At 72.3% G+C, this 26,126-nt stretch carries 19 protein-coding genes and 4 pseudogenes; 9 read left to right on the top strand and 14 right to left on the bottom strand.

Annotation, left to right across the window (positions count from 1 at the left end):
• The first annotated feature begins 131 nt into the window (after positions 1 to 131).
• Positions 132 to 740, top strand: a complete 609-nt coding sequence (locus ACRWNP_RS23720; RefSeq protein WP_431964518.1) for a flavin reductase family protein — start codon at positions 132 to 134, stop codon at positions 738 to 740.
• 39 nt (positions 741 to 779) lie between these two features.
• A complete protein-coding gene (locus ACRWNP_RS23715) occupies positions 780 to 1,967 on the top strand; it encodes a barstar family protein (protein WP_431964516.1) in 1,188 nt (395 codons plus the stop codon).
• A gap of 366 nt (positions 1,968 to 2,333) precedes the next feature.
• Here the strand turns inward: ACRWNP_RS23715 and ACRWNP_RS23710 are convergent.
• A pseudogene (locus ACRWNP_RS23710) lies at positions 2,334 to 3,151 on the bottom strand (threonine synthase).
• Positions 3,152 to 3,175: 24 nt separating this feature from the next.
• Here ACRWNP_RS23710 and ACRWNP_RS23705 point away from each other — a divergent pair.
• Positions 3,176 to 3,616, top strand: a pseudogene (locus ACRWNP_RS23705) (GNAT family N-acetyltransferase); the annotation flags it as partial.
• A gap of 71 nt (positions 3,617 to 3,687) precedes the next feature.
• Here ACRWNP_RS23705 and ACRWNP_RS23700 read toward each other — a convergent pair.
• Positions 3,688 to 3,891: a hypothetical protein gene (locus ACRWNP_RS23700; RefSeq protein WP_431964514.1), complete on the bottom strand. Its 204-nt coding sequence runs from the start codon at positions 3,889 to 3,891 to the stop codon at positions 3,688 to 3,690.
• Positions 3,892 to 4,494: 603 nt separating this feature from the next.
• Here ACRWNP_RS23700 and ACRWNP_RS23695 point away from each other — a divergent pair.
• Complete coding sequence (locus ACRWNP_RS23695) at positions 4,495 to 6,351, top strand: FHA domain-containing protein (protein WP_431964512.1); 1,857 nt, start codon at positions 4,495 to 4,497, stop codon at positions 6,349 to 6,351.
• A 9-nt stretch (positions 6,352 to 6,360) separates the two neighbouring features.
• On the opposite strand, the gene ACRWNP_RS23690 is transcribed toward ACRWNP_RS23695, so the two are convergent.
• Positions 6,361 to 6,708: an ArsR/SmtB family transcription factor gene (locus tag ACRWNP_RS23690; RefSeq protein WP_431964510.1), complete on the bottom strand. Its 348-nt coding sequence runs from the start codon at positions 6,706 to 6,708 to the stop codon at positions 6,361 to 6,363.
• An 83-nt stretch (positions 6,709 to 6,791) separates the two neighbouring features.
• On the opposite strand from ACRWNP_RS23690, the gene ACRWNP_RS23685 reads away from it, so the two are divergent.
• The 3 genes from ACRWNP_RS23685 to ACRWNP_RS23675 all read left to right on the top strand — a co-directional run bounded on the left by ACRWNP_RS23685 (position 6,792) and on the right by ACRWNP_RS23675 (position 10,257).
• Positions 6,792 to 8,102 (top strand): MFS transporter, encoded by a 1,311-nt coding sequence (locus tag ACRWNP_RS23685; protein ID WP_431964508.1) that lies wholly within the window; start codon positions 6,792 to 6,794, stop codon positions 8,100 to 8,102.
• 113 nt (positions 8,103 to 8,215) lie between these two features.
• Positions 8,216 to 9,697, top strand: a complete 1,482-nt coding sequence (locus ACRWNP_RS23680; protein ID WP_431964506.1) for an MFS transporter — start codon at positions 8,216 to 8,218, stop codon at positions 9,695 to 9,697.
• Complete coding sequence (locus ACRWNP_RS23675) at positions 9,694 to 10,257, top strand: TetR/AcrR family transcriptional regulator (protein ID WP_431964504.1); 564 nt, start codon at positions 9,694 to 9,696, stop codon at positions 10,255 to 10,257. The genes ACRWNP_RS23680 and ACRWNP_RS23675 overlap by 4 nt, the downstream gene beginning before the upstream one ends.
• Before the next feature lie 248 nt (positions 10,258 to 10,505).
• On the opposite strand, the pseudogene ACRWNP_RS23670 reads toward ACRWNP_RS23675, so the two are convergent.
• Positions 10,506 to 10,709: pseudogene (locus ACRWNP_RS23670) on the bottom strand (lipase); the annotation flags it as partial.
• A 55-nt stretch (positions 10,710 to 10,764) separates the two neighbouring features.
• Positions 10,765 to 11,334: a TetR/AcrR family transcriptional regulator gene (locus ACRWNP_RS23665; protein WP_431964502.1), complete on the bottom strand. Its 570-nt coding sequence runs from the start codon at positions 11,332 to 11,334 to the stop codon at positions 10,765 to 10,767.
• A gap of 479 nt (positions 11,335 to 11,813) precedes the next feature.
• Here ACRWNP_RS23665 and ACRWNP_RS23660 point away from each other — a divergent pair, with 479 nt between their 5' ends.
• On the top strand, positions 11,814 to 12,548 hold the full coding sequence (locus ACRWNP_RS23660; RefSeq protein ID WP_431964500.1) for a hypothetical protein: 735 nt from the start codon (positions 11,814 to 11,816) through the stop codon (positions 12,546 to 12,548).
• Positions 12,549 to 12,639: 91 nt separating this feature from the next.
• Here ACRWNP_RS23660 and ACRWNP_RS23655 read toward each other — a convergent pair whose 3' ends face one another.
• Together ACRWNP_RS23655 and ACRWNP_RS23650 are read right to left on the bottom strand one after the other, a co-directional pair.
• Entirely contained in the window at positions 12,640 to 13,089 is a 450-nt protein-coding gene (locus tag ACRWNP_RS23655) for a substrate-binding domain-containing protein (RefSeq protein ID WP_431964570.1), read from the bottom strand.
• Positions 13,089 to 13,544, bottom strand: a complete 456-nt coding sequence (locus ACRWNP_RS23650; RefSeq protein WP_431964498.1) for a hypothetical protein — start codon at positions 13,542 to 13,544, stop codon at positions 13,089 to 13,091. The genes ACRWNP_RS23655 and ACRWNP_RS23650 overlap by 1 nt, the downstream gene beginning before the upstream one ends.
• Between ACRWNP_RS23650 and ACRWNP_RS23645 the strand changes: the two are divergent.
• Positions 13,455 to 13,724, top strand: a pseudogene (locus ACRWNP_RS23645) (hypothetical protein); the annotation flags it as partial. The gene ACRWNP_RS23650 and the pseudogene ACRWNP_RS23645 sit on opposite strands and share 90 nt — an antisense overlap.
• A 217-nt stretch (positions 13,725 to 13,941) precedes the next feature.
• Here the strand turns inward: ACRWNP_RS23645 and sbnA are convergent.
• The 7 genes from sbnA to ACRWNP_RS23610 all read right to left on the bottom strand — a co-directional run bounded on the left by sbnA (position 13,942) and on the right by ACRWNP_RS23610 (position 26,083).
• Positions 13,942 to 15,027: a 2,3-diaminopropionate biosynthesis protein SbnA gene (sbnA, locus tag ACRWNP_RS23640; RefSeq protein ID WP_431964496.1), complete on the bottom strand. Its 1,086-nt coding sequence runs from the start codon at positions 15,025 to 15,027 to the stop codon at positions 13,942 to 13,944.
• Between the two features lie 223 nt (positions 15,028 to 15,250).
• Positions 15,251 to 16,321 (bottom strand): 2,3-diaminopropionate biosynthesis protein SbnB, encoded by a 1,071-nt coding sequence (gene sbnB, locus ACRWNP_RS23635; protein ID WP_431964494.1) that lies wholly within the window; start codon positions 16,319 to 16,321, stop codon positions 15,251 to 15,253.
• On the bottom strand, positions 16,318 to 17,352 hold the full coding sequence (locus ACRWNP_RS23630; protein ID WP_431964492.1) for a TauD/TfdA family dioxygenase: 1,035 nt from the start codon (positions 17,350 to 17,352) through the stop codon (positions 16,318 to 16,320). The genes sbnB and ACRWNP_RS23630 overlap by 4 nt, the downstream gene beginning before the upstream one ends.
• The gene (locus ACRWNP_RS23625) at positions 17,349 to 20,603 is read right to left on the bottom strand and encodes a non-ribosomal peptide synthetase (protein ID WP_431964490.1); all 3,255 of its coding nucleotides are present in this window, start codon (positions 20,601 to 20,603) and stop codon (positions 17,349 to 17,351) included. Before ACRWNP_RS23625 ends, ACRWNP_RS23630 begins: the two co-directional genes overlap by 4 nt.
• Positions 20,604 to 20,634: 31 nt before the next feature.
• Positions 20,635 to 23,238 carry a Pls/PosA family non-ribosomal peptide synthetase gene (locus ACRWNP_RS23620; protein ID WP_431964568.1) on the bottom strand — a complete coding sequence of 868 codons (2,604 nt, stop codon included), beginning with the start codon at positions 23,236 to 23,238 and terminating at the stop codon, positions 20,635 to 20,637.
• Positions 23,239 to 23,678: 440 nt separating this feature from the next.
• Positions 23,679 to 24,470, bottom strand: coding sequence for a hypothetical protein (locus ACRWNP_RS23615; protein WP_431964488.1), 792 nt, complete (start codon positions 24,468 to 24,470; stop codon positions 23,679 to 23,681).
• Positions 24,467 to 26,083, bottom strand: coding sequence for a serine/threonine-protein kinase (locus ACRWNP_RS23610; RefSeq protein WP_431964486.1), 1,617 nt, complete (start codon positions 26,081 to 26,083; stop codon positions 24,467 to 24,469). The genes ACRWNP_RS23615 and ACRWNP_RS23610 overlap by 4 nt, the downstream gene beginning before the upstream one ends.
• Positions 26,084 to 26,126: the final 43 nt, after the last annotated feature.

Genomic DNA, 26,126 nt, shown 5'->3' with positions numbered 1-26,126 from the left:
GCCCGGCCCCGCGAGCCGCCTCGACGGGGGACGGCTCCCACCGCCGCCGATCGGCGCCACCCCCGGGCCCGACACGCCGGGGGGCGGCCGGGCGGGCGGGACGACGGGCAGTGGCCGTGGATACTGCGGCCATGCGCGTCGACTTCGATCCCGAGGCCATGGGCGGCTCCGCCTTCTACCGCTTCCTGACCTCCGTGGTCGTGCCCCGGCCGATCGCGTGGATCTCCACCGTCACCCCGGACGGCCTCGCCGAGAACCTCGCGCCGCACTCCTTCTTCAGCATCGCGAGCACGGATCCGCCGATCGTGCAGTTCACGTCGATCGGCCGCAAGGACTCGCTGCGCAACGTCGAGGACACCGGCGAGTTCGTGGTGAACTTCGCCACCGAGGCGTTGATGCCGCTGGTCAACGCCACGGCCACCGATTTCCCACGGCACGTCAGCGAGTTCGACCACGCGGGCATCGAGCGCGAACCCAGCCTGCGGGTGCGGCCGCCCCGGGTCTCCGCGTCACCGGTCGTCCTGGAGTGCCGCTCGCACGCCGGCCTGCGGATGGGCAACTCCACCCTCGTCTTCGGGCGGGTGGTGCACGCCGCCGTGGACCGGGAGGTGCTGGTGGACGGCCGCCCGAGTGCTCCGTTGCTGCGGCCGCTCACCAAGCTCGGCGCCGACGAGTGGGGCACGCTCGGCGAGATCCGGCACCTGAACCGGATTCCGTACGAGGAGCCCGGCCCCCTATGATCGTCGCCGGCCGCCGGGGCCGGGGGAGGGGCTGGGCTCGTGGACGGGGACGGTTCGGTCCGCGAGGTCGTGTGGGGGCGGGAGCTGCCCCTGCGCTTCGCGCTCGTCGACGAGGAGTGGGACGGGGAGCAGACGGTGTGGGCGCGGTGCGTCGACGCCGAAGGACTGTTCAGGGACCGGGCCGCGTTCAGGGAGCGGCTGACCCTCCTCGGCTGCGCGCCCACCGGTCGGCTGCTCAGGGCCGCCGAGCGGTCCGCCGGGCACGCGCCGGTTCCCTTCGGCCAGTTGGACCTGATCGTGGACGACCTGGACGCCGAGGATCCGTACACCCACGACTACTTCACGCTGGAGGACCTCGACGTCATCGACGGCCGGCCCGCCACGGAAGACCCCTCGCGGCTCGACCTCGTCGTCGAGTGCGTGGTCACCCACGCTCCCTACTCCGGCCGCAGGCAGCCCCCGAGAGCGGATGTCATCCTGCTGAACGGCACCAGCGGCGGCCCGCTCGGGCGCTGCCGGCGGGTGGACGGCCTGTACGGTCACCGCCCGGCGCCCGCCCGGCGGCCCGTACGGCTCATCGGCTGCGAGCCCTCCCCGAAGCTGCTGCGCCGGCTGGTCGTGCCCCGCCACGGCGGCGACAACCTGTGGCTCTGGCTCCTCGACCGCACGGGCCGGCCCACCGCGGTCCAGGAGCAGATAGCGGTGGAGGCCGACGAGTGCCGCCCCTCCGCGCTGGGCGGTGCGCTGATCGACGTGACGCTCAAGGGCGGGCTGCTGCGCCGCATGCCGTTCCCGTCCGAGGCCCGGCCCGTGTGGGAGGCCTGGCACGAGGGCCCACCCCGGGAACGCAACGCATGGGCGCGGTTCCAGGCCGAGGGGCGCCGGGAGTGGCTGGGGTTCACCGAGACGTGCGCGGGCCCCGAAGAGCCCGGCACGGTGTGCGAGATGGACGGGCGGTACGTCACCGACGTCCCGGGCCTGCACTGCGCGGTCGGCGAGGCGGTCGGCGGCCCCGGCCGCCGATGGCACCAGTGCTGGAACGTGCTGCGCGGCTGCCAGTGCGGCGGCGAGGCGCCGCGCGTGCCCTTCACGCTCGTCTGGCACGACGCCGACGTGGCCCGGCACGCCCTGGCCGGCGTCAGCGTGGACACCGACGGCGAGCTGGGCTACTTCGACGCGGTGGTGCCCTTCCTGGAGCGCATGGGCGTGGCCGTGGTGCTGCGCTGACCACGCCGGCGGCGCCATCGACCCGCGGATCACCAGGCGGCGCGGCTGCGGTTCGGTCCCGGAGCCGCCGGCGGACAGGGCGCGCGCGGCCACGCGGCCCAGGCGACTGACCGCCACCCGCCCGGGCGGGTGGCGGCCCTACGCGTACGGGCCGCCCCGGAACCGGCCGGTGAGCGCACGGAGCTGACGCTGGTGCCGTACCCGACCTGGGCGAGCAGCGGGCCCTCCACCATGCGCGTCCGGATGCCCACCGCCCGGGCCGCCGCGGGCGGGCCCGGTCCGGCGCCGGAGAGCTGACCCGCCGTCACGACGGCCCCTGTCGCACGCCGGACGCCGCCGGGCGGGAGGCCCGGCGGCGGCGCGGACTCAGGGGATGCGGTCGGTGAGTTCCAGGACCGGCGGGTCGACCCGGAAGGTCTCCGGGTACTTGGCCGCCGCCCCGGTGTTCAGCACCACGACCTCCTCGTCGCCGGACAGCCAGCCCTGCTCGCGCAGGACCCGCACCGCCGACAGGGTCGCCGCTCCTTCCGGGCACAGCAGCGCCCCGTCGGCGGCGGCGCACCTGTCGCGGTCGGCGAGCAGCTCCTCGTCCTCGACGGCGACGGCCCGGCCGTCCGTCTCGTACAGCGCGTCCAGGACGAGGAAGTCGCCCAGCGCCTTAAGCACGGTGATGCCGAACGCCACCGTGCGCGCGTCCTGCCACGGCTCGCTGGTGCGTTCGCCCTTCTCGAAGGCGCGCACGATGGGGGCGCAGCCGGCGGCCTGCACGCTCACCAGCGTGGGCATCGGCCCCTGCAGCCACCCCAGGGCGCGCAGTTCGAGCAGGGCCTTGTGGATGCCGATGAGGCCGACGCCGCCGCCGGTGGGGTAGACGATGACGTCCGGGGCGCGCCAGCCGAGCTGTTCGGCGATCTCCAGCCCATGGTCTTCCTGCCCTCGATGCGGTAAGGCTCCTTGAGGGTCGCCGCGTCCATCCAGACACCGGGCTCGGCGGCGATCTTCTCCGCCACCAGCCGGCCCGCGTCGCCGATCAGGCCGTTCACCAGGTACAGGCCGGCCCCGGCGACAGCGCATTCGGCGCGGGTGATCGACGGCGCGTCCGCGGGCATCGCGATGAGCGCGTCCAGGCCCGCCCGCGCGGCGTAGGTCGCCCATGCCGCCCCCGCGTTGCCGTTGGTGGGCATGGCGATCCCGCGCGCGCCCAGCCGCCCGGATACCCCACCGACGGGGACGTTTTCGCCGCCCGGCGCTTCCTGGACAGCCGTGCGGACACCGGCGATCCCCGGCCGTTCGGCAACTACGGGATCCGCCGCCGCGAGGACGGCCGGGCGATCGGCGGCATCGGCTTCCACGGCCCCCCGGACGAGAACGGCGGCGTCACGATCGGCTACGGCCTCGTCCCCTCGGCGCGGGGCAGCGGCTACGCCTCCGAAGCCCTGCGCGAACTGCTGCTGCTCGCGCGGGCACACGGCGTCACCCGCGTGAAGGGCGACGCCGACCTGGACAACGTCGCGTCCCACCGCGTGATGACGGCCGCGGGCATGCGGCCGGCCGGACAGGACGAACGCGTCAGGTACTTCGACATCACATGGACCGGCGCGACGGCGAACACATCGCGGACCGCACCGGGGCCGCGTACCCGGGGATGACGTGGGAGCCCGAGGAGGCCTTCGCCGCTGTCGCCGACCACCACCGGGGGCGCCGAAGCGGGACGAGCCCCTCAGTTCTGCGTCCAGCGGTTCCGCAGCCGGGCGAGCTCCGTCGACCACCTGCTCCGGCGGTGGCCGCCGACCGCTTCGGAGGCCTCCGGCGGGGACACGGGCAGCCGGACCGATTCGCTGTACGTCTTCCACGCCCGGTACCAGTTGGGCGCCAGGACGGCGGCGAGCATGATGAGCGGGACGAGCACGGCGGATATCAACACGGCTGCTCCCTTCCGTGCGGCCGTCGCGCCGGCGGGGGCGCGACGGGCTGCGAGCGCGGACAGGGGTCGGGGGACGCGGGTCCGCCGACCGGACCGGGTGGAACGGGCTCCGTCCGATATCGTCCTCCCGGCCGCGGCATACGCAAATCGAGTGAACGGCCGCCGGCCGTGCCGCTCCTGGTCACCGTGCCTTCCCCCGGTCGCGACGTGGGCCGCGCCGCTGCCGCCCCCGATGCTCCGAACGGATGACGGGGTAGCGCCCTTGGCCACGGGTCGTGGGGGCCGCTCCCCTGACCGGGCCGAAACGGTCCGCCAGTGGATGGCCGCGGCGGCGCCGTGCGCGGCGGGCCGAACGGCGCGGGCTCCGCCTGCCCCGGCGGCAGGTTCCGGCGGCAGTCAATCCGCCGGATGACGGAGGCGGCCGGCCTCTGCGGTCGTAGCTGACGGCCGCGGGGAAGGTGGTTCCGCGCAGTCTTCCGCCGGGGGTGTTTCCCGCGGTGGGCGAGATGGGCAGCCAGGGACTGTGCGTGCGTTCCCCGGGGTTCGTTGACATGTGGAGATGAGGGACCAATGCCTCCTGAGATAGTCGGGCGTCGAGGCGCGTTGGCAGGGGAGAGGTTCGGGATCGGCGACAAGCCCCTCACGTTCGGGCGCAAGGCCGGGAACACGGTGGTGATCGCCAGCGTCAGCGTGTCCCGTCTGCACGCGGAGGTGCGCCGCGAGGGCCACGGTTTCGTGCTCTACGACCGGGGGAGCAGCAACGGGACGCGGGTCAACGGGGAGCGCGTCACCTCGCACGTGCTGCAGCCCGGCGACGAGATCGCCATCGGTGACGAGACCTTCGGCTTCGAGGCCGCCGACGCGATGGAGACCATCCTGGACCTCTCCCTGCTGGAGGCGCTGATGCCGCCGGCGGAGCCGGCGGAGCCCGGGCCGGTGCTGAGGGTGACGGTGGCGGGCGGCGGTCCGGTGGGGCTGGCGTTCGCGCTCCTGCTGGAGGACCTGATGGGCCGGCGGGTCTCCGTCACCGTCCATGACAGCCGTTGGACGCAGGACGGGGACCGCGTCGTCTGGAAGGACGAGGGGCAGGGCAACGTCCGCCGCCAGCAGGTCGTGACGGTGCAGAGCCGGCAGTACCTGAACCTGCCCGAGGCGGTGCAGGACCGGCTGTTCACGGAGGGCACGTACACCGAGATGTGGCCCGCGGGCCCCGACTCGATCCGGGGTCACAACCCGCGCAACATCCGCATCGCCTACATCGAGGACACGCTGCTGGACCTGGCCAACGCCAAGCGCGACCGCATCCGCCTGGTGCCCGCCCGGTTCGACGCGGCCGAGCAGCAGGAGGCGGTGGCCCGGGACCACGTCCTGGCGATCTGCGAGGGCGGGCGGTCCCGCACGCGCGAGCACTTCGCCGCCAGGTTCGGGACCGCCGACACGTCCATCTACTCGCTGGACGGTGAGCACCTCCAGGACGTGGTGCTGGGCCTTCGCGTGAGATCGAAGCTCTCCGACCCCATGACCGTCCTGCTGACGGTCGCTCAGAATCGCTTCCTCCTCAACTCGCTGCGGGGCGAGGGGTTCCTGAACATGCGCCTGACCGACGCGGAGGCGCGGGAGGTCGTCGGCATCGACCCGGTGCGTCAGGTCTTCGAGCAGTGCATCGCCTCCCGCCCCTGTGTGATGAGCCGGGACGGCCACGGGGACTTCCACTGCTCCACGCACAGCACGTTCTTCCTGCCCGCCCTCATCAAGGGCTCGGCGCTCTGGCAGCGCGTCAAGGAGTGCCTGGCGCTCTTCGACGTCGACGAGCGGGACCTGAGCGCGATCACCGCCTTCCGGCTGGACATGGTGCAGCGCCCGCGTTTCACGGCCCGCCTCCACCCGGCGACCGCGGCCACCCCGGGGACGTACGGGTTCCTGCTCGGCGACGCCGCCAACGCCATCCACTTCTGGCCCGGGCGCGGCCTCAACAGCGGCCTGGCCTCCGCCATTTCACTGGCCCGCACGCTCAGCGGCACCTGGCGCGGCAGGGCGCTGCGCGACGCGGACTTCGTACGGCACGAGGCGGCGATGTCGATGCTCCAGTACCGGCACAAGAGCCGTGCCTGGAACGCGATGATCACCACAGACGAGAACGGGGTGGGTCAGGCGATCAAGGACAAGATCGCGCGGAGCATCGAGGAGTCCGCCGCGGGAAAGCCGGACCGCGAGGCCGACATCGACGCCCTCATGGAGCAGCTCCGCGCGATCCGGGAACGGCTGGCCCCGCGCATCGCCGGGATGCCCGACGACCCGGCCCTGCGACAGCGGTTGGAGACCCTCGGCGACGAGACGCTGCGCACCCTGCGGGACAGCGGTCCGTGGGACACCGTCACCGTCGGTGGCGAGGAGGTCGACATCGACATCTTCTACCGGGACGCGCGGCCCGCCTCGCGCACGACCCCGGTGGTCACCTGAGCCGCCCGGTCAGAGGCCGACGGCCCCGGGCGGTGCGGCGCCCGGCTCGTCGAGGACGGCGGTGATCAACCCGGGGAAGCGGTCCTCCAGGTCCGCACGGCGCAGGCTGACCAGGCGCTGCCGGCCGTGCGGGTCGTTGCGGATGACGCCGGCCTCGCGCAGCGTCTTGAGGTGGTGGGAGAGCGTGGACTTCGGGATCTCTCCGTTGACCGGCTGGCAGGCCGCACCCTCCAGGGGGTGGTCGGCCAGCCGGCGCACCAGCTCCAGCCGCGAGGGGTCGCTCAGGGCGAAGAGCACATCGGTCAGCACCAGGTCCGCGGTGTCGGGGTGCGGCAGCTCCCGGGGGGCTCCAGTCATGGTTCGATAATAGTTGAACAATCGGCGTGCGTCTGCTTACTCTCGAATGGTTCGATATTTTTGGAACCATTCGGAGTACCGATATGCACACCCAGCGCCTCACGCGGCGGATGCCGCGACCGGTCGGCTTCTGGTTGCTGGCCGCCACCCTGCTCGCCTTCCTGGCCGCCTCCAGCGCACCCTCCCCGCTCTACGTGGTCTACCAGCACCAGTGGGGTTTCTCGCCGATCGTGCTCACCACGATCTTCGCGGTCTACGTGCTCGCGCTGCTGGTGGCGCTGCTCACCGTGGGAGGGCTGTCCGACCACGTCGGCCGGCGGCCGGTGCTCCTCGCGGCGCTGGTCGTCGAGGCCGCGTCCATGGTCGCGTTCCTCACCGCGGACGGGGTCGGAGCGCTGTTCCTCGCACGCGTCCTGCAGGGCGTGGCGACGGGCGCGGCGGCCGGGGCCATCAGCGCGGGGCTGATCGATCTGCAGCCGTCGCCCACCTCGCCCCTCGGCTCCCTGCTGAACACCGCGGCGCCGGCCACCGGACTGGCCGCCGGGGCACTGGGCGCGGGCCTGCTGGTGCAGTACGCCCCGGCCCCCACCCGTCTGGTCTTCGTCGTGCTGACCGCCCTGTTCCTGGTGCTCGCGGCGCTGATGCTGTTCCTGCCCGATCCCGTCTCGCCGCGACCGGGTGCCTGGGCCTCGCTGCGGCCCCGGGCGGCCGTGCCGGTCCAGGCCCGCCGGACCTTCCTGGCGGCCACGCCCTGCCTCGTCGCCACCTGGGCGATGGGCGGGCTCTATCTCGCGCTCGGCCCGTCCCTGACCGCCGGGGTGCTGCACATCGGCAGCCATCTGGTCGGCGGCCTGGTGGTGACCACCCTCTTCGGGATGGGGGCCGTGGCCTCGCTGGCCGTCCGCGACGTGACGCCGCGGCGGATGATGACCGGCGGCTCGGCGGTGCTCGCCGTGGGGACCGGGCTCACGCTGCTCGCCCTCGCCGGACCGTCCACGACACTGTTCTTCCTCGGGACCGGGCTCGCCGGCCTCGGCTTCGGCGCCGCCTTCCTGGGCGCGTTCCGCTCCCTGGCGGTACTGGCCCGGCCCACCGAGCGGGCGGAGTTGTTCGCGTCGGTCTACATCGTCAGCTACCTGGCGCTGAGCGTTCCCGCCGTGGTGGCCGGGCTCGCCGTGCCGTCCTTCGGCCTGCACGACACGGCGACGGTGTACGGCTCCGCGGTGGTCCTGCTCGCGCTGCTGGCGGCCGTCTCGGGAGCCGTCGTGCACAGGCCCCCGGTCGTGGTACCGGCGACGGCCGTGCCGGCGGAGGAGCCTTCCGCGGCGACGGGCCGGCGGACCGTGACGGCGGTCGCCTCCGCGCCGGCCGGCGAGCCGGGGTCCGGCATCTGACCGTCGCGCCGGGCGGGGCCCGGTAGGACCTCGCCGGCGGCCCCCTGGCGGGAATTGTGTCATCACTCGATGACTACACTTGATGACATCGCTTGGTGACATCAAGGAGAGTCGTGGAGAACCCCGCAACGGCAGGGCCGCCGTCCGGTCGGCAGCGCGCGCTGGTCCCGGTGCTGATATCGCTCGGCATGCTGGTCGCCGTCGTCAGCAGCCTCGGCGCGCCACTGGTGCCGACCATCGCCGCCGAGGAGCACGTGTCCCTCAACGACGCCCAGTGGTCGCTGACCGTCACGCTGCTGGTGGGCGCGGTGGTCACACCGGTGATGGGCCGGCTGGGCGACGGACCGCGCCGCCGCGCGGTGATCCTCGCCGCCCTGGTCGCGGTGCTGACCGGCTGCGTCCTGGCGGCGCTGCCGCTGGGCCTCGGCTGCCTGATCGCCGGACGAGCAATGCAGGGCCTCGGCCTCGGCCTCGTCCCGCTGGCCATCGCCACCGCCCGGGACGCCCTGCCGCCGGAGCGGTCGCGCCCCGCGGTGGCCATGCTGTCGATCACCACGGTCGCCGGGGTCGGTCTGGGCTACCCGGTCACCGGGTTGATCGCGCAGTCCTTCGGGCTGTACGCGGGCTACTGGTTCGGGGCGGCGGTCAGCGCCGCCGCGCTGGTGGCCGCCGCCATGGTCCTGCCGGCGTCCCCACGCCGCGCCGCGCCGCGACTGGACCTTCCCGGCGCGGTGCTGCTCGGCGCCGCCCTCGCCGGAATGCTGCTCGCGCTGAGCGAGGCCGAGCTGTGGGGCTGGTCCTCGGGGCGGCTGCTCGCCCTGGCCGGGCTCTCGGCGCTGCTGCTCGGGGCATGGGCCGTGCACGAGCTGCGGACCGCGCGGCCGCTGGTCGACCTGAGGCTGATCAGGGACCGCACCGTGCAGACCGCCAGTGTGACGGCGCTGGTGGCCGGTCTCGGGATGTACCTGCTGGTGTCGTCGGTCACCCGGTTCGTACAGACGCCGAGCGACGCCGGTTACGGGTTCGGGGCCTCCGTGGCCGTCACCGGGCTGGTCCTGCTGCCGTTCTCCCTCGCCAGCATGGCCGCGGGCCGGATCGTGCCGCCGCTGGCCCGGCGCGCCGGCACCGCGGTGGTGCTGCCGGTCGGGTGCGCGGTCTCCCTGGCCGCCGTGCTGACCTTCGCCCTGGCTCGCGGACAGCTGTGGGAGCTGTTCGCCGTCATGGCAGTGGCCGGCTTCGGCATCGGCTGGATGTTCGCCCTGCTCCCCGGACTGATCGTGGGCGCCGTGCCCGCGCACGAGACGGGCAGCGCGATGAGCTTCAACCAGGTGCTGCGCTACGTCGGCTACTCCACCGGAAGCGTGCTGAGCGCCACCGTCCTGCAGGCCCACACCGTCACCGGTCACGTACTGCCCACGGGCGACGGTTACCGGACGGCCGCCCTGCTGGCCTGCGCGGTATGGTCGGCCATGATCGTCGTGACCGCGGTCCTGCCGCCGAGACGCCGACGTGGTGCGGTCGCCGCTCGCGTACCGGGGGCGGCCGTCGTGCCCCGCACGCCGGACGAGGACGCGGCCCGGGAGGTGGTGCGGTGACCGACGGCTCGCCCTCGCGCAGGCGGGACGCCACGCGCAGCCGCGAACTGCTGCTCCAGGCGGCGGGTGAGCTCTTCGGCGAGCGGGGCTTCGACCGCACCACCACCCGCGACATCGGAGAGCGCGCGGGCGTCGACCCCGCGCTGATCGCCCGGTACTTCGGCAACAAGAGCGCCCTGTACATCGCCGTGCTGCGTGCGGAGACGGGTGACACGCCCCCGCCGGACCTGCTCGACCCCGAACGTCTGCGTGCCCTCTTCGAGCGCAGGGACCGGCGTGGCGCGGGCCCCGTCTTCCGGTCGGCCGTCCACGCCCACGACGATCCCGCGGTGCAGGACGCCGCTCGCGCCCAGCTCCACCTGCGTCTGGTCGACCCGCTGCGCGAGCGGTTCGCCCGCGACGGTCTGGACCGGCCGCAACTGCGAGCGGAAGTGGCGACCGCCGCATTCGTCGGGGTGCTGCTGGCCCGCGGCGCGGGAACGCTCGACGAGCTCGCGGCGGCGGACTCGGAGGAACTGCTGCCCCTGGTCCTCGCGGCGTTGCGGTCTCTCGACACGTGATCGTCCCGGCGTCCCGAGGTGCTCGTCAGCCGCTGGCCCCGCTCCCGGATGGGCCGTTCGCGGCCTGCCGCGGGCGCACTGGGTGATCGCCTCGAGCACGCCGCGGTTGTGGTGAGCGTAATCGTCGCGGCAGGTGTGGCGGGGGATGAACCCGGCCTGGATCTCGCCGGGCCAGGGCTCGTGGCCCTCGCGGCAGCGGGCGAAGCGCTCGAGGTCGCTCGCGTGCAGCTCGTGCGTCGCGGAGCGGGCCTCGTCCTCCGCACGCCGGACGGCTGGGCCTCGGCCAGGGCCAGTTGCCCGTCGGGGATCTGCCGGCGTGCCGCGGCGGGCAGACGGTGCGGGAGCGGCCCGAGGCGGGTGCGCTCCACGTCGAGGGCGCCTCGCAGCAGTTCCTCGGTCACGGGAGTGATGATCAGGTTCTCGTTCGCGTGCAGGGTGCGATGCCGGTCCATGGGCTGGGTGCGGGCCGGGCCCGTACGTTCGGTGGTGACGTGCCGGGGCGCGCGCTCAGGACGCCGGCCGCTCGCGCAGCAGGGCGTCGAGCGAGTCCAGCGCCCACGACCACGACTCCTGCGCGGTGACGGGCGTGTGGTCGAAGCCCCCGGCCAGTTCGAGGCTGACGTAGCCGTGGAAGACGCTGCCCAGCAGACGTACGGCGTGCGTCTGGTCCGGCTCCGGGAGGTCGTAGCCGCGCAGGATGGCCCGCGTCATCTGGGCGTGGCGGACGCCGGCGCTGGCGGCCGCGGTCTGCGGGTCGAGCCTCAGCTGCGCCGCCGCGTAGCGGCCGGGGTGCTCCCGGGCGTACGCCCGGTACACGTTCGCGAAGGCGACCAGGGCGTCCTTGCCCGCGCGGCCGGCGAGGGCCTCGGCCGCCCGGTCGGCGAGTTCCTCCAGGGCGAGCAGGGCGATCCTGGTCTTCAGGTCCTGGGAGTTCCTGACGTGCGAATACAGGCTCGCGACCTTGACGCCGAACCGCTCGGCGAGGGCCGAGCAGGTCACCTGGGCGAAGCCGACCTCATCGGCGAGCTCCGCTCCCGCCCGCGTCAGGCGTTCCGCGGTGAGTCCTACACGTGGCACAGTGCGCCTCCCTTCTCCGTAAAGGATTATGCGCATACCTAAAGTAATTAGGCAAACGCCTAGTGGCGATCTGGGTGTGGGCACGCAACGCTACGAACGGCCCACTCAGGATGCGGGGCAGGTCACGGCATGTAACGGTCGTCATGTGCATTTCGGGTTCGGCTGGGACCAGGGGACTCCTGGACGGCTTCTGCCGTCGCATGATCGTCCGCCTCGCCCAGGACGCCGGGGTCAACTGCCCCGAACGACCCCTGTCGTACAGGGGGCCGTGACCTCGGACGTATCCCACCCCGCACGATCCACAAACCACTCCCCAAGTTCTGCTGAAACGTGAAGGGTCGACTCGACCGCCGCCGTGTCGTGCCGCGCTGCGGTGTGCCGCGCGACGCCTCGGCATGGGCAGTGGGCCGCACCCTTCGGCTACCCGGAAGGAATGGGCTGTGAAGGCTCGTCTTGGCTTGAGCCGGGGAAGGACGCTCGTGGCCGTTGCGCTGGCCACGATCGTCACCTCGGCCCTCACCGGATCGTTGTCCGCCGTCGCGGACGGCCACTCCGGCAACTCCATAGGCTCCGACCACTGGGGTGTCATCACCCGGAACACGATCGGCTCTCCTGTCGCCGTCCTTCGGGACGGCCCGTTCGGCTCGTTCGGTGTCACCGGATCCGCCTCCCGGCCGCCCTACGGCAACGGCAGCCTGGGCATCGAGGTGGCGGACGACTCCACCTCCCTGAATCCCCCGAGTGAGAAGGTCGACTTCGGCAACGAGGTCGACTTCTACGGCGGCCGGGTCCGGGACCTGACGGCGCTCGGGTTCCACGTCTTCCAGACCCAGGAGAACGTGGACTTCGCCAACGCACGCAACCTGCCGAACATCAAGATCGAGATCAACCCGAGGCTGACGGCCGACCCCTACTCCACCATGGTGTGGCTCCCGCCCGCGGTCACGCAGACGAACCGGTGGAGCGGCCCCCTCAACGCCGTCACGACTGGCGAGTGGTTCCTGTCGGGCGGTGAACTGACGCCGCTGTGCACCCAGTCCAGCCCGTGCGACTTCATGACGCTGAGGAACGCGCTCCCGCAGGCGACCATCTACTCCGTCGCCGTCGGCAAGGGCCGCGACAACCTCTGGGCCGGCGCGGTCGACGGCCTGCGGGTCAACCGGTACGTGTACGACTTCGAGGCAGATGGCGTCAGGGCCCGCCGCGTCGGCTGACGGCCGTGACCCCTCCCGCCGGGAGGAACCCCCGGGCCGTCGCCGGAGCGAGCTCACCGGTGACGGCCCGGACCGCGTCCGCCAGGTCGCGTCAACCGCCTTTCCGCCGCGCCTCGATGACCAGCAGGGTGATGTCGTCACCGCGAGCGGCGGACCGCGGCCCGTGCCGGCCGGTCAGTGACCGCGGCCCAGGGGGGTGGACAAAGCGGACGACCAGGTCGAAGCCGGGCCGGACACGGTGCGGTGGGGCGTCCGGCGACGCGGTCAGGCGTTGCACGAGGCAGTCGACGGCCTGCCGGGCGATGGCCTTGTTGTCGGGGGAGATGGTGGTCAGCGTGATCGTGCCGTAGCGCCCCTCCTCGATGTCGTCGAAGCCCACGAGCGCGACGTCCTCCGGCACGCGCAGCCCCCGGGTGGTGAGCACCCGCAGGGCGCCGATGGCCTGGAGGTCGTTGTAGGCGAAGACCGCGTCCGGGCGGGCCCCGCGGTCCAGCAGATCGGCCATCGCCTGGGCGCCGTCCGCCCGGCCGTACCCGGCGATCAGGTCGCCGCGGCCCGAGTCCCCCTTGGAGGCCGCAGCAGTTGACCCCCTGAGTGGGCGTCGACCAGGCGCGCGGGGTCCTGCTCCCTGACGGCGTCGGCGAGCTCACCGGTTGCCTGCTTGCTCCACTCGCCCCAGCCCCCGTTCATCAGCGTCCACACCAGGACGGACGGGGTGCTGATGTGCTGGTCGACGATCTGGTGGACCTGGTCGAGGAAGGCCCGGCTCTCCGGGGTGCCGGCGGCCGCCGTGCCGCGGCTCGGCATGTCCTGCCGCGCCATCAGGCCCAACTTGTCGGCCCGGTAGTACCAGCGGTCCGGCTCGACCTTGATGTGCTTGCGGACCGCTTTGAAGCCGGGCTTCTCGTGCTGCGCGGGGTCGTACTTCAGGGCCTCGTCGGTCGGCGCGGTGTAGAGGCCGTCGGGCCAAGAGCCCTGGTCGAGGGTGGCGAGCACGAACACCGGTTTGCCGTTGAGCAGCTTGATCCGGTCGGTGCCGCCGGGGGGGCGCCGTCGGCCCGCCGGGTCGGCCGGCAGGTCAGGGGGGTGGTGCGGTCGCCCCAGAGGCGTCCGAGGGCATGCGCTCTGCGGCTGCCCGTTCCCCGCGCCCACCTGTGGAGCCCGGACGACCCGTACCTGTACGACCTCGAGGTCACCCTCACCGACGGCCGCGGCAAGGACCGCGTCGGCTCCCTACGTCGGCATGCGGTCGATCGAGGGCGGCCATGCCCCGGACCGGCGGCCCGGGGTGGCGGATCCACTGGGTGCGCGCCCGCCGCGGACATGCTGCTGCGGCGGTCCGGGACCGCCGCAGCAGCATGTGATCGACGGGGGCGGCGTCGCCGCCCGGACGTCAGTGCAGTTGACCGTCGGGGGACACCGGTGTCGTCGCTGGTTCGGCGGGGGTCGCCGCGGGGGCGGCCCAGGCGGCCTCGGCCGCCGCCGCCCAGGCGGGGTCGGCCCAGGACGTGTCGGCCCGTTCGTCGGGTTCCAGGACGTCCTCGCCGTACAGGTCCTGCAGCCAGTTGCTCTGGTAGATCGTGTCGAGGTAGCGCTCGCCGAGATCCGGCGCGATCGCCACCGACGTGAGGCCCGGCGCGCCGTTCTTCTCGAGCCAGCTCATCGCGCCGCTGACCACGGTGCCCGTCGAGCCGCCGAACAGGAAGCCGCGCCGGGCCAGCCGGTGGCAGGCGCGGATGGTGTCCGCCTCCTCGACCAGGACGACCTCGTCGACGAAGGACTCGTCGAGCAGCGGCGGGTGGACGCTCATGCCGAGCCCGGGGATCATCCGCCGGCCCGGCGCCCCGCCGAACGTCACGGAGCCCACGCTGTCCACCGCGACGACCTTCACCGGCCGGGACCACTCCCGGAACCAGCGGGCGCAGCCCATCAGCGTTCCCGTGGTGCCGGCCCCGACGAACACGACGTCGACCTCGGGGAACTGCCGCGCGATCTCCGGAGCGGTCGTCCGGTAGTGCGCCCTCCAGTTGCCCGGGTTCGTGTACTGGCTGAGCCACACGTACCGGTCGTCCGAGGCGCACAGCGCGCGGACGAAGTCCAGCCGCGCGCCGAGGTAGCCGCCGTGGGCGTCCGGCCCGGAGATGATGTGCACCTGGCTGCCCAGGGCCTTCATCAGGAGCCTGGTCGACAGGTTGCACCGTGCGTCGGTGACGCACAGGAACCGGTAGCCCTTGCTGGCGGCGATCATGCTCAGTGCCACGCCCAGGTTGCCGGACGAGGACTCGACCAGGATCGACTCCGGAGTCAGGATCCCCTCCCGCTCGGCAGTCTCCACCATCTCGGTCGCGGCTTTGAGCTTGATCGAACCGGCGAAGTTGAAGCCCTCGCACTTGAGGAAGAGTGATCGCCCGAAGATCGACTCGAGGTCGACGAAGAGCTCTTCCTCGTTGAAGGCCTGGGGAACGGATATGACTGTCACGATGGCCTCCTCATCTGCAGCGCGACTCCCGTCCAGACGGGGCAGCGCGTCAGCGGCCGCTGTGTCCTGCACTGATGAGCTTGCGTGGCTGGACCGTTGGTCTTTCCCGGAGGTACCTCCGCATGCGGCTCCTTGTCGTCCGTGGCCGTGCCGCCCGCCCCGCCGTCGGGTGCCCGGGCCCAGGTCCGGGGGCCTGGCGTCGTGGGGGCGGGTTCGCGGCCGTTCATCCGTACCGGCGCAGTTCGTGGAAGAAGTCGTCGATGACGTGCAGCTCGCCGGAACGCGCCACCTCGTCGTAGACGTACTTGCCGACCGCGAGGTCGAGGACTCCGAGGCCGAAGGGCGAGAACACCACCGGCCGGTCCTCGCGGAGCGCCACCCGTCCGGCGATCACGTCGTCCAGCGTGCCGGCCAGGAAGTCCCGGTTGCCCGTGCGCTGCTCCGCCAGGTGCGGCGACGTGTCCGCCTTCAGGCAGTGCTCGACGTCGTCGACCACGTTGGTCGAGCCGAGCACGATCTCCGGCGTGAGGTCGCGCAGCGACATGTGCAGCACGAGCGGCTTGTGCCCGAACCAGGTCATGTCCCGCACATGGGGCTCGCCCGCGACGGTGGCGAAGACCACCAGGTCGCTCGCGCGGATGATCTGCTCGGCGTTGTCGTACAGGGTGATACGTCCCGGGGCGCCCGTTTGTTCAACGTAGCCGCGGAAACCCTTCGCGCTCTCGGCCGACAGGTCGTGCACGCCGATCTCGTCGAAGTGCCAGCCGGTGCCCACCAGGTAGGTGTGGATGTAGCGGGCGATCAGCCCCGTCCCGATGAACCCCACACGCCGGGGGCGCTGGTCGGGACGGCTGAGCCGGTCGGCGGCCAGGGCCGCCATCGCCGCCGTCCTGGTGGCGCTGATGATGGAGCTCTCCAGGCACGCGATGGGGTAGCCGGTGTCGTGGTCGTTGAGGATCAGTACCGCCGAGGCGCGGGGGATGCCCGCCACCACGTTCTCCGGGAAGCTGGAGATCCACTTCAGGCCGTCCACGCGTACGTCGCCGCCGATCGAGGCGGGCAGCGCGATGATCCGGGCCGTGGGACGGTCGGGGAAACGCAGGAAGTACGACGGCGGGTTCACCGAGTCACCGGCGGAGTGCAGCCGGTAGGTGGTCTCCACCAGCTCCGTGATCTGCTTCTCGCGCCCGTGCAGCGCGCGCTGGACCTGGACACCGGGGACCACCGCGAACGGCGGTACGGTGAGCGGCCCGGAGGGTGCGGAACCGTGGGTGGTGGAGCGGTTGCCGGTCATGCGGTGGTCACCTCGACGGTCGGGGAGCAGTCGGCCAGGCGCACCGCGTCGGCCATGGCGACGAGCACTTCACGGGAGCCCTCGTACGCCTCGCGGCTGTGCGCGGTTCGGATGTTGTCGACGAGCATCAGGTCGCCCGTCTGCCACGGCTCGCGGGCGGTGTTGGCCTCGTAGACGTTGTTGAGCAGCTGGACGACGTCCGCGCCGATCGGGTCGCCGTTGCCGAAGCGGGTGTTGAACGGCAGGCCTTCGGCGCCGTACATGTCCACGAGGTACTCGTGCACCTCGGGGTCCATCGTCCATTCGTTGAGGAACGCGATCTGGTTGAACCAGCAGCGCCGGCCGGTGACCGGGTGGCGGACCACGGCACTGCGCCGCTGGCGGGTGTGCAGGGCCCCGTCCGGCTGCCACTCGAAGGCGATGGCGTTGGCGCGGCAGTAGTCCTCGACGGCGGAGCGGTCGTCGGTGCCGAAGGCCTCGGCGACGGTCGCCCCGATCTCGTCGTTGTAGCTGCGGGTGAGCAGCCAGCCCTCCCGCTCGAAGCGCTGGACGAGCTCGGGCGGCAGTGCCTCGAGCACGGTCGGCGCGTCGGCCACCGCCGTCGCCCCGCCCTCGTCCGGGGCGGTCAGGCAGGCGAACATCATCAGGCCGGGGAACTCGAGCCGGTAGCTCAGTTCGTGGTGCATGCACATCGGCTGGTTGGGCGGCCAGTTGGAGGAGGAGTACAGGCCCTCGGCGTAGGTCCGCCGGGACGCGAAGGCCTCCTTCTCGGCGGTCAGCCGGCCGGCCAGTCGCTTGACGACGCCGGCCGCCTTGTCCGCGTCGCTCAGGCCGAGGCCGCGGATCAGGACCGAGCCGTGCTCGGCGACGACCGCGCGCAGCGCGTCGCGGTGCCCGTCGGCCCAGCCCGCCGGGTCCTCGACGGCCCCGGTGCGCAGGATCGGGGGTGAGCCGGGCCGCAGCTCGAGGTCGAGCAGGGACGGAGGGGAAGCTGAGGTCGACAACTGCGTCTCCTCTCGGTTGCCGTTCATGGGGAGGCCAGGAGTTCGGCGGCGCGCAGGACCGCCTGCGCCACCTCGTCCGGGCAGGTGCGGAGGAAGTGGTGACCGCCGTGGGCGAGCTCGTACAGATCGACGTGCTCGGCCAGCAGCTGCCACTGCCGGTACCGGCGGGAGTGGTCCGCCGTGTACGGGTCGTCGGCGGCGACGACCACGGTGACCGGCGCCTGCAGCCGCACCGGCGGTGCGGAGTCCAGGGCGTCGGCGAAGTATCGGTGGGCCGCCACGCAGTCGTGGCGGTAGGCGGCGGCCACGCGCCCGGCGCGCGCCTTGTCCAGCTCGGCGAGCCGGCCGTAGCCGTCGTCGCCGCTCAGCTCGGCGGCGATCTCGGTGTCGCTGCGGGCGGCCAGCGCGTCGGCGGCGGCACGCCGCCCGGCGGAGTCGCCGAGCAGTTGCGCGCCGAGGAACACGCGCTGGACCTCCACGCCCTTGTCCTGCAGCCGCCGGGCGGTCTCCACCGCGAGGGCGGTGCCCGAGGAGTGGCCCCACAGCAGGATCCGGGACAGTCCGCGGCCGGCGATCTCCTCGACCACCGCGTCGGCGACCTGTGCCATCGGGGCGAAGGGCTCGTCGCGGGCGGCCGGGTCGTGGCCGGGCAGTTCGACGGCGTAGACCGCGCAGCCGGCGGGCCGCAGGGCCGCGGCCAGCGGCCGGAAGTTCACCGCGTTGCCACCGGCGTACGGGAAGCACACCAGGGCGCCGTGCGGCTCCCCGTCCGGCTCCGACAGGACCTGCAGCAGTCCGGGCCGGCCTGTCGTCCGGCCGTCGGCCAGCTCGGCGAGGTCGGCGAGGACCGGATGCGCGGTGACGTCCTTGAGCGAGATCGCGCGGTCCAGCAGGATCGCCAGCCGGACAGCCGACAGGGAGGTGCCGCCGCGGTCGAAGAAGTGGTCCCGGCGCCCGATCCGCTCCTGCGGGATGCCGAGCACCGCCGACCACGCCCTCGCCAGGCGCTGCTCGGCGGGGGTGCCTGGGGCCTGCCGGTCCGCCTCGGCGGAGGCGGGCCCGGAGCCCTCCTCCGCGGCGAGCGCCGTCAGGGCCTTGCGGTCGATCTTGCTGTTGGCGGTCAGCGGCAGGCTCTCCTTCCAGTGGAAGGCCGCGGGCACCATGTACGCCGGCAGGGACGCCGCCAGGTGCTCGCGCAGTACGTCCGCCGCCACGGGCCCGGGACCCGAGTAGAAGGCGACCAGCTGGCTGCCGTCGTCGCTGACGACGACCGCGCCGTCGCGCACGCCCGGCGCCCGGACCAGGGTGTTCTCGATCTCGCCGATCTCGATGCGGAAACCGCGGATCTTGACCTGGTGGTCCTTGCGGCCGAGGAACTCCAGCGTGCCGTCCGGGTGCCAGCGACCGTAGTCGCCGCCGCGGTACAGCCGCTCACCGGCGTGGTGGGGGTCGGTCAGGTACGCCTGCCGGGTGCGCTCGGGGTCGTTGATGTAGCCACGGCCCACGCAGACCCCGGAGAAGACGATCAGCCCGGGCGCGCCCAGCGGCACCGGGGAGAGGTGCTCGTCGACGACGTACACGCGGACGTTGTTGACGGGCCGGCCCAGCGGCACCCAGTCGGTGTCCGGGACCCGGTCCATCACCGCGTGGTTGGTGTCGTCGCTGGTCTCGGTCAGCCCGTAGGCGTTGACGAGCTTGACACCGGGCCGGGCGGCGAACCAGCGCTTGACGAGGTCCTTCTTCAGGGCCTCGCCGGTCACCGACACGCAGCGCAGATCCGGCAGTTCGCGCGGCTGCCGCTCCAGGGCGGACAGGACGACGTCCAGGTAGGAGGGGACGAGCTGGAGGACGTTCGCCCGTCCCTCGGCGATCGAGTCGAGGAAGCGGTCGGCGTCCAGGATCGTCTCCTGTCCCACCAGCAGGGTCCGCCCGCCGACGAGCAGCGCCGAGACCAGCTGCCACAGCGAGATGTCGAAGCACTGCGGGGCGGTCTGCGCGACCACCTGCCCCTCACCGATGCCGAGGTCGTCGATCTTGGCGTAGAGGTGGTTGAGGAATCCCGCGTGCTCGCACATCGCGCCCTTGGGCTCCCCGGTCGAACCGGAGGTGAAGTATATGTACGCCAGCTGGTCGCGGCCGACGGCCACGCGCGGGTCCTCGCTCGGGTGGTCCTCCGCGTAGGCCTCCTCGACCAGCAGCCGCTGCACCTCGGGGAGCGCGGACAGGGCCTCGTCCAGCGTGGCGGTGCTGCCGCGCTCGGTCAGCACCACGCGGCACTCGGCGCGGGTCAGGGTGTTCCTGATCCGCCCGGCCGGGAAGTGCGGCTCGATCGGCAGATAGGCCCCGCCGGCCTTGAAGACGCCGAGCACGGCGGCCAGCCAGTCCAGGTTCCGCTCGGTGACGACCGCGACGACGCCCTCGCGCTCCAGACCGCGCGCCAGCAGGGCGTGGGCCAGGCGGTTCGCGCGGGCGTTGAGGTCGCCGTAGGTCCACTGGCGGTCGCCGTGGACGGCGGCGACCGCCTCCGGGTGCGCCCGGGCCCGCTCCTCGAACAGCTCGTGCATCCTGCGGTCCGGCAGCTTCTTGTGCGGTCCGGCCATCCCGGCCAGCTGCAGCCGGTTCTCCTCCGCCGACAGCAGGCTCTTGCGGCTGTGCTCGGCGTCCAGGTCGGCGGCGATCCGCGCGAGGGCGGCCAGGTGGTAGCCGGCGACACGGGCCGCCGCGTCCTCGTCCATGACGTCGGTGGCGTAACGCAGCCGCAGCGAGAGGCGGCCGTCGCGGTCCGACGCGCTGACCCACAGCACGGTGCCGGGGGCGAGCTCGACACCACCGCCGGACAGGTCGAAGACCGTCTCGAACAGCGGCTCGGCCAGGTCCAGCTCCTTGCGGAGCGCGTCGACCGGGAAGTCCTGGAAGGCCAGCAGTTGCGACTCGGCGCCGTGCGCGTCCAGCAGCAGGGACCGCCATGAGCCGGGGCCCGCCGACAGCCGGCACGGCAGCACCGCGCCGCCCGCGGCGACGTACCCCGTCACGACGTCGGTCTCGCCGGAGAGCGCGGCCAGCACCCTGGCGTGCGCGGCCAGCAGCACCGAGCCCAGGGGGACGGTCACCTCGTCCGCCACACGGCGCACGGACGCCGTGAGGCCGTCGGGGACCGCCACCACGTGCTCGGCGGCGCCGATGACCGGTTCGGGAGCCCAGCGGGGGATCGCGGTGAACCCGCCCCTGAGGAGCACCCCGCGCCAGAACTCCCGTCCGGCGTGCGCTGCCATGTCCATCGACCTGCCTCCACTCGCGGTTTCCACGGGGCTACACACCGCTGATCAGGGCGGCGGCGCGATCGCCGCCGCTGTTCGGGTTCTTCGGGTTCTCGGGCATCTCGCGGGCCGGGTTGCCACCCCACCGGGCGCGCGGGGGGAGTTCCTCGCCCTTCATCACGAAGGAGTCCGGGGCGATCACGGCGCCGTCGCCGACGGTCACGCCGTAGTGGACGAGGGCGCCGACCCCGAGGGTGCAGCCGGCACCCAGCGAGCTGTGGTCGGACTTGAACGCGCCGTCCTCCTGGGAGTGGCTCTGGATGACGGTGCCCGCGTTGAGCGTGCAGTCGTCGCCGATGGCGGCGAGGGAGCGCTCGGGGAGGAAGAGGCCGTCGTCGAAGACCCGGCGACCGATGCGCACGCCGAGCAGGCGCCAGACGACGTTCTTGTACGGCGTGCCGTTGAGGACGTTCAGGTACTCCGTCGCGGCCGTCACCTTCCAGTAGCGCTCGTGCTGCCAGAAGTCGATGTCGTAGATCGAGCAGTACAGCGGTCGCAGACCGCGGAACCTGGTGACGACGCGCTCGCCGAGCACGATGTAGGTGACGGTGACCATCAGGACCACGACGTTCGCGAGGGCGACCGCCGCGGCGCCGTACGTGGGGTACAGGTCGGCGGCGCAGGACGCGATCAGGGCGACCAGGAAGAGCAGCAGCCACTGCAGCATCAGGTGCAGTACCGCGGTGCCGGTGTTGTGCTTGTTCTTGTCCGCGAGCAGACGCCGGAACGCGTCGCCGTTCTTCAAATGGTCGAATTTGCTGTCGCGGTCCACCGTCCGGGGAATCTCGAAGCTGGGCGAGCCCAGCAGCCCGACGTTCTCCCGGACCGGTCCCTCGACCGGGACCATGACCTTCGTGGCCAGCAGGCAGTTGTCGCCCGTCCTGCCCTGGGAGGGATAGGCGATGTGGTTGCCCAGGAAATTGTGCGGGCCGATCGCCGTCCGGGTGACGCGGAAAGAGGTGCTCGAGTAGTCCGCATTCATGATGGACAGTCCGTCGGCGACCATGGTGCCGCTGCCTACCTTGCTCAGGTACGGATTCTCGTGCTTCACCTCGGTACCGAAATTCGAGCCGGTCTGTTCCACCGGCGACAGGTCGTAGCCGATGGCGCGCAGGTAGTGCACGACGGCGGAGCTGTCACCGAACAGGACGCGGAAGAACTTCCGGTTGGTGAGGAAACCGATGGTCCGGTGGACCCCGTAGCGGAATCCGTAGAGCGGGTGCACGGTGTCGGGCTTCACGAGCGGGTGCAGCAGCCGCGGCACGGTGACCGCGACGAGCAGGCCCAGCAGCAGAGCCCCGCAGAAGAGCACCAAGGAGGCGACCAGGGCGTCGGCGTAGAAGGTCCACGTCGTCAGGGCCGTCGGTCCCGGCTCCAGCAGGGTGTCCAGGCGCGGGACCACCGCGAGCAGCATCGCCACCCCGCCGACGGCGAGCGGGATCCATACGGCCAGGAGGATCAGCAGCTGTGACAGGCAGTAGGTGACGCGGCGGATCCTGCCGCACCCCACCGGCGCGACCACGCGGTAGTCCGCCGCGCCCGGCTGGGCCGGGGAGCCGTGCCAGCGCTCGCCGGCGGGGACCGCCTGGCCGCTGTGGAGCGAGGAGGCGTGGCCGAGTTGGGCGCCGTCGCCCATGGAGGTGCCGATGTCGAGCACCGTCACCTCGCCGATCAGCACGTCCTTGCCGAGGGTGACCGGGCCGGTCTGGATGGCCATCGAGTGGCCCCGGTAGCAGGAGAAGTACGAGTCCTTGCGGATCACCGTGCCGTCTCCGATGGTCAGCAGATCGGTGCAGACCGGGACGTGCTTGGAGAAGATGGCGACACCGCGTCCTATTCGCGCGCCCATGGCCCGCAGGTACAGCACGTACAGCGGAGAGCCGACGAACAGCACCATGGGGTTCGCCCGGATCAGCGTCCGCACGCACCAGAACCGGAAGTACGCCAGGCTCCAGATGCGGATCTCCTGCGGCTTCCACCGTCCGACCAGCAGCCACTTGCCCGCGATGGGCAGGACGCAGACGCCGGCGAAGGCCGCGCCACCGAACTCCACGGACCGCAGGTAGGTGTCGAAGGGGTTCGCGCCGGCGGATATCCACTCCGCCCCGCGCGCGATCACGAGCGCGGCCAGGTACGAGTAGCCCAGGAAGAACAGCGCTTGCAGCACGCCGCACACCACGTAGCGCGGCGTGCCCTTCGCGGCCGCCACCTGGATCGGTTCCGGGACCGCAACGTCGGCGAGGGCCGGCGTGGTGGCGGGGGTCTGGGCGCCGGTCGGCGGGGTGTCCGCCATGGCCGTCGCGAGACTTCTGATGGTCGGATACCGGTAGATGTCCTTCATCGACACCGACGGCAGATCCTGGTGCTTCCTCACCCGGGCGCAGAAATGCGCCATCACCAGGGAGTCGGCACCCATTTCCGTGAAGAAGTGGCTGTCGACCGACACCCGGTCCGCGTGCACGATGCCCGCCAGGATGTCGGCGAGGATCCTTTCCGTGCCGCCGGCCGGGGCGGTGTGGGGGCCCCCGGTGGTTGAAGATTCATCGGGATCCGAAGCGGGATCGGACGCCAGGACCTCTGCAGATTTTTCCACGATGTGAGCTCCTTGAGGAAAAGTCGACCACGGGCGGCCGGTAAGGCCGGTACCCGGTGTCCCTCGCGCCCCGGCTTATGGGCCGGAGCGAGTAATCCGGAAGCCATGCGGTCGTGAGCTCTTCTCTCGCCATACAACCATATGTCGCTCCTCGTAGTCTCCGCCGTCCTCGTTCGGACTGCCACTCGAAGATGATCGAAGGGGCATGTCGCGGCCCTGGGCTGCGTAAAAGCTCGAGAAGTCACGACGAATCGACGAGTACCGTTCTGGAAAGCCGGAAAAACCACCGATTCCCAGGGTTGCGGGAAAGAGACGGAGCTGCGATAAGCGCTACCGAGAGTGGTCGTCCAGGTCAAGAGAGTTGAAAGGCGACGGCCGAGTGCTGAGGGCTCGTCACATGGCAGAGCCCGCCCGCGCACAGAGTGCGGGGGCGGGCTCTGCGGTCACGCGCAGTCGTACGTGAAGCCCGTCGTGACGGAGTGGTGGCCGGGCGCGGTGATGCGCAGTTCCGCCTGCGCCCGGTACGAGCCGTGGCCGCGGAACGTCCACAGCAGGTGCAGCCGGGCCTCGTGGCTGCCGCGGGGGACCTCCTCGTACAGCACGTCGGAGGACGTGCCGTCGTTGCGTAGCCAACGGTAACTGATGGTGCCCGGGCGGCCGTTGGTCGTGACGACCGCGACGAGGTCGACGGTCGTGTCGCAGGCGGGTGCCGACGGGGACGTCGTCACCCTCACTCCCTTGACCTGCAGGCCCGGCCCGAAGCGCTGCCAGGCGAGGAAGAGGAGCACGGCCACCAGCACCGCGGCGGCCAGGGCGTACCCGCGCGGCCACCTGCGACGTCGCGGTTCCGGCGGGACGGTCGGGGCGATCAGGCCCCGCCATACCTCGGCGGCGATGTCGGCGCGGGCGGCGGCCCCCGGAGTGACGCCGGGCCCGAAGCGCAAGACCTCGCCCTCGACCCGGTCCGGGAGGACGACGGTGCAGCCGGAGTTCACCGTAGGCGCCGCTCCGTCGGCGCCGGCCGTGGGCTCGAGCCGTGCCGTCGGCGGTGCGGACGGCGCCCAGTGCTCGGCGAGGACGGTGGCGCTGTACTCGGGATCGGCCACGGGCCGTACGGCTTCGGCGTCCTGGGGCGTGGCGTCCTGCGGCGGTGTGTCGTTCGGCGGTGTGTCCGCTGGGCCGAGACGGAAGGTGGGCTGGGTTTCCTCCGGAGGGAGGTCGCGCGACCCGCTCATGTGATCACGCACTGACGGGTGAGGATCTGCTGGAACGACTGCCCGTTGGCCGCCGCCGGATCGGTGCCCGCCACCGCTCCGAACCAACAGCCGCCGGCCCGCGGGAACGTGTGGTCGGCGGTGAAGTCGTACGAGGTCGAACCGCTGCGGGTGAAGGTCTGCGAGCCGTCCACGGTGCCGCGCTCGCCCTTCGCGTCGCTGGAGTACCACGTCACCGTGACGGTCACCGGGCGTGCATCACTGGTGCGCAGCCGGATCGCCGCCGAGGCGCTGAATGCACCCGTCTGGGTGAGCGAGGTGACGGAGACATCACTGACACTCACCGGCGGTGTCGTCGGCGTGGAGGGCGACGCCGGCGGCGTGGCCGTCACGGACGCGGAAGCCGTGGCCGATACCGTCGTGGTCGGCGTCGGCGCGGTCGGCGTGGTGACGGCGGTCGTCCCGGCGGAAGCCGGGGCGCTCTGCGGCTCCGAGGGCGACGGACTCGATGACTCGGGCGAGGGACTGCCCGGTGGAGCCGTCGTCCCTGGCGCGGCGGAGCTGCCGCGCGGGGTCGCTCTCGTCGTTTCCCCTGTCCAGTTGGCGGTCGTCTGCCGCGGGCCCTCCCCGGAGGCAACCGCGGCGAAGGTCAGCAGTCCGGCGATGATCACACCACCCGCCGCGGCGAGCATGCCCTGACGTGTCAGACGCCGGGCGCCCCCGCGGAGCACGGTGGTGGCCAGGTCGGCCGTTCCCGCTGCCGGTCCCCCCGATGGGAAAAGCAGCGGCAGCAACGCCGCGAGCGCGGCGAGCCTGCGCTGTCCCCGCTCCTCCCAGTCGTCTCCGTAGGCCGCTCCCGCGATCACCTCCAGTTCCGCGACGAACGCCTCCGCGTCCGCCGGCCGGTGCGCCGGGTCCTTCGCCATCCCGCGGAGCACCAGTTCCCGCACCGGCTCCGGGGCCAGCTCCACCGGCACCGGCGCTTCGATGTGCTGGACGGCCAGCTCGGCGAAGTTCGCGCCTCCGAACGGCTTGCGGCCGGTGAGGCACTCGAAGAACGTCGCCGTCGCCGCGTACACGTCCGCCGCGGGCGACGCCGGGCGCCCGTTCCACTGCTCGGGAGCCATGTAGGCGGGCGTTCCCACCACGGCCCCCTTGGTCCCGCTGCGCAAGGCGATGCCGAAGTCGGCCAGCTTCGACGATCCGTCCGCCGCGACCAGTACGTTCTCCGGTTTGTAGTCGCGGTGCACCACACCGGTGCGGTGGGCGGCGGCGAGGCCGAGAAGCGACCCCTTGAGCACCACCAGCGCTGCCTCGGGACCGGTGGCTCCCTCCTGGCGGAGGAGCGCCCGCAGGGCTATACCGTCCACCAGCTCCATGACGATGGCCGCGCCCTGCGGAGACTCCACGTACTCGTACAGACTGACGACATACGGTGTTTCCAGACCTCCCAGCAGCTGTGCCTCGGCTCGGAACTCCTGAACGAACTCGGGGTCGGCCCGCAGTTCGTCGCTCAGGTACTTGATCGCGACGGGCGTTGACGTGGCGTCATGGGACGCGAGCACCACACGACCGCCGCCGCCCGAGCCCAGTTCTCTGGCCTCGGTGTACCCGGGAGCCCTCCAGCCGCTCATTCACTTGTCCCCCCTGCCCGTGGCGCGGCGCCGGCGGCCGCGT

The organism is Actinacidiphila sp. bgisy160 (assembly GCF_965342435.1).
Lineage (GTDB): Bacteria > Actinomycetota > Actinomycetes > Streptomycetales > Streptomycetaceae > Actinacidiphila.
The sequence above is the reverse complement of the archived record's forward strand: the minus strand, read 5'-3'. Positions and strand labels throughout refer to the sequence as shown.

Bases quoted from the DNA above. Each gene is read 5' to 3' on its own strand.
- ACRWNP_RS23615 (WP_431964488.1), bottom strand. From the start codon at position 24,470: ATGAGCGGGTCGCGCGACCTCCCTCCGGAGGAAACCCAGCCCACCTTC.
- ACRWNP_RS23610 (WP_431964486.1), bottom strand. From the start codon at position 26,083: ATGAGCGGCTGGAGGGCTCCCGGGTACACCGAGGCCAGAGAACTGGGC.
- ACRWNP_RS23690 (WP_431964510.1), bottom strand. From the start codon at position 6,708: ATGACTGGAGCCCCCCGGGAGCTGCCGCACCCCGACACCGCGGACCTG.
- ACRWNP_RS23625 (WP_431964490.1), bottom strand. From the start codon at position 20,603: ATGGACATGGCAGCGCACGCCGGACGGGAGTTCTGGCGCGGGGTGCTC.
- ACRWNP_RS23685 (WP_431964508.1), top strand. From the start codon at position 6,792: ATGCACACCCAGCGCCTCACGCGGCGGATGCCGCGACCGGTCGGCTTC.
- ACRWNP_RS23720 (WP_431964518.1), top strand. From the start codon at position 132: ATGCGCGTCGACTTCGATCCCGAGGCCATGGGCGGCTCCGCCTTCTAC.
- ACRWNP_RS23630 (WP_431964492.1), bottom strand. From the start codon at position 17,352: ATGAACGGCAACCGAGAGGAGACGCAGTTGTCGACCTCAGCTTCCCCT.
- sbnB (WP_431964494.1), bottom strand. From the start codon at position 16,321: ATGACCGGCAACCGCTCCACCACCCACGGTTCCGCACCCTCCGGGCCG.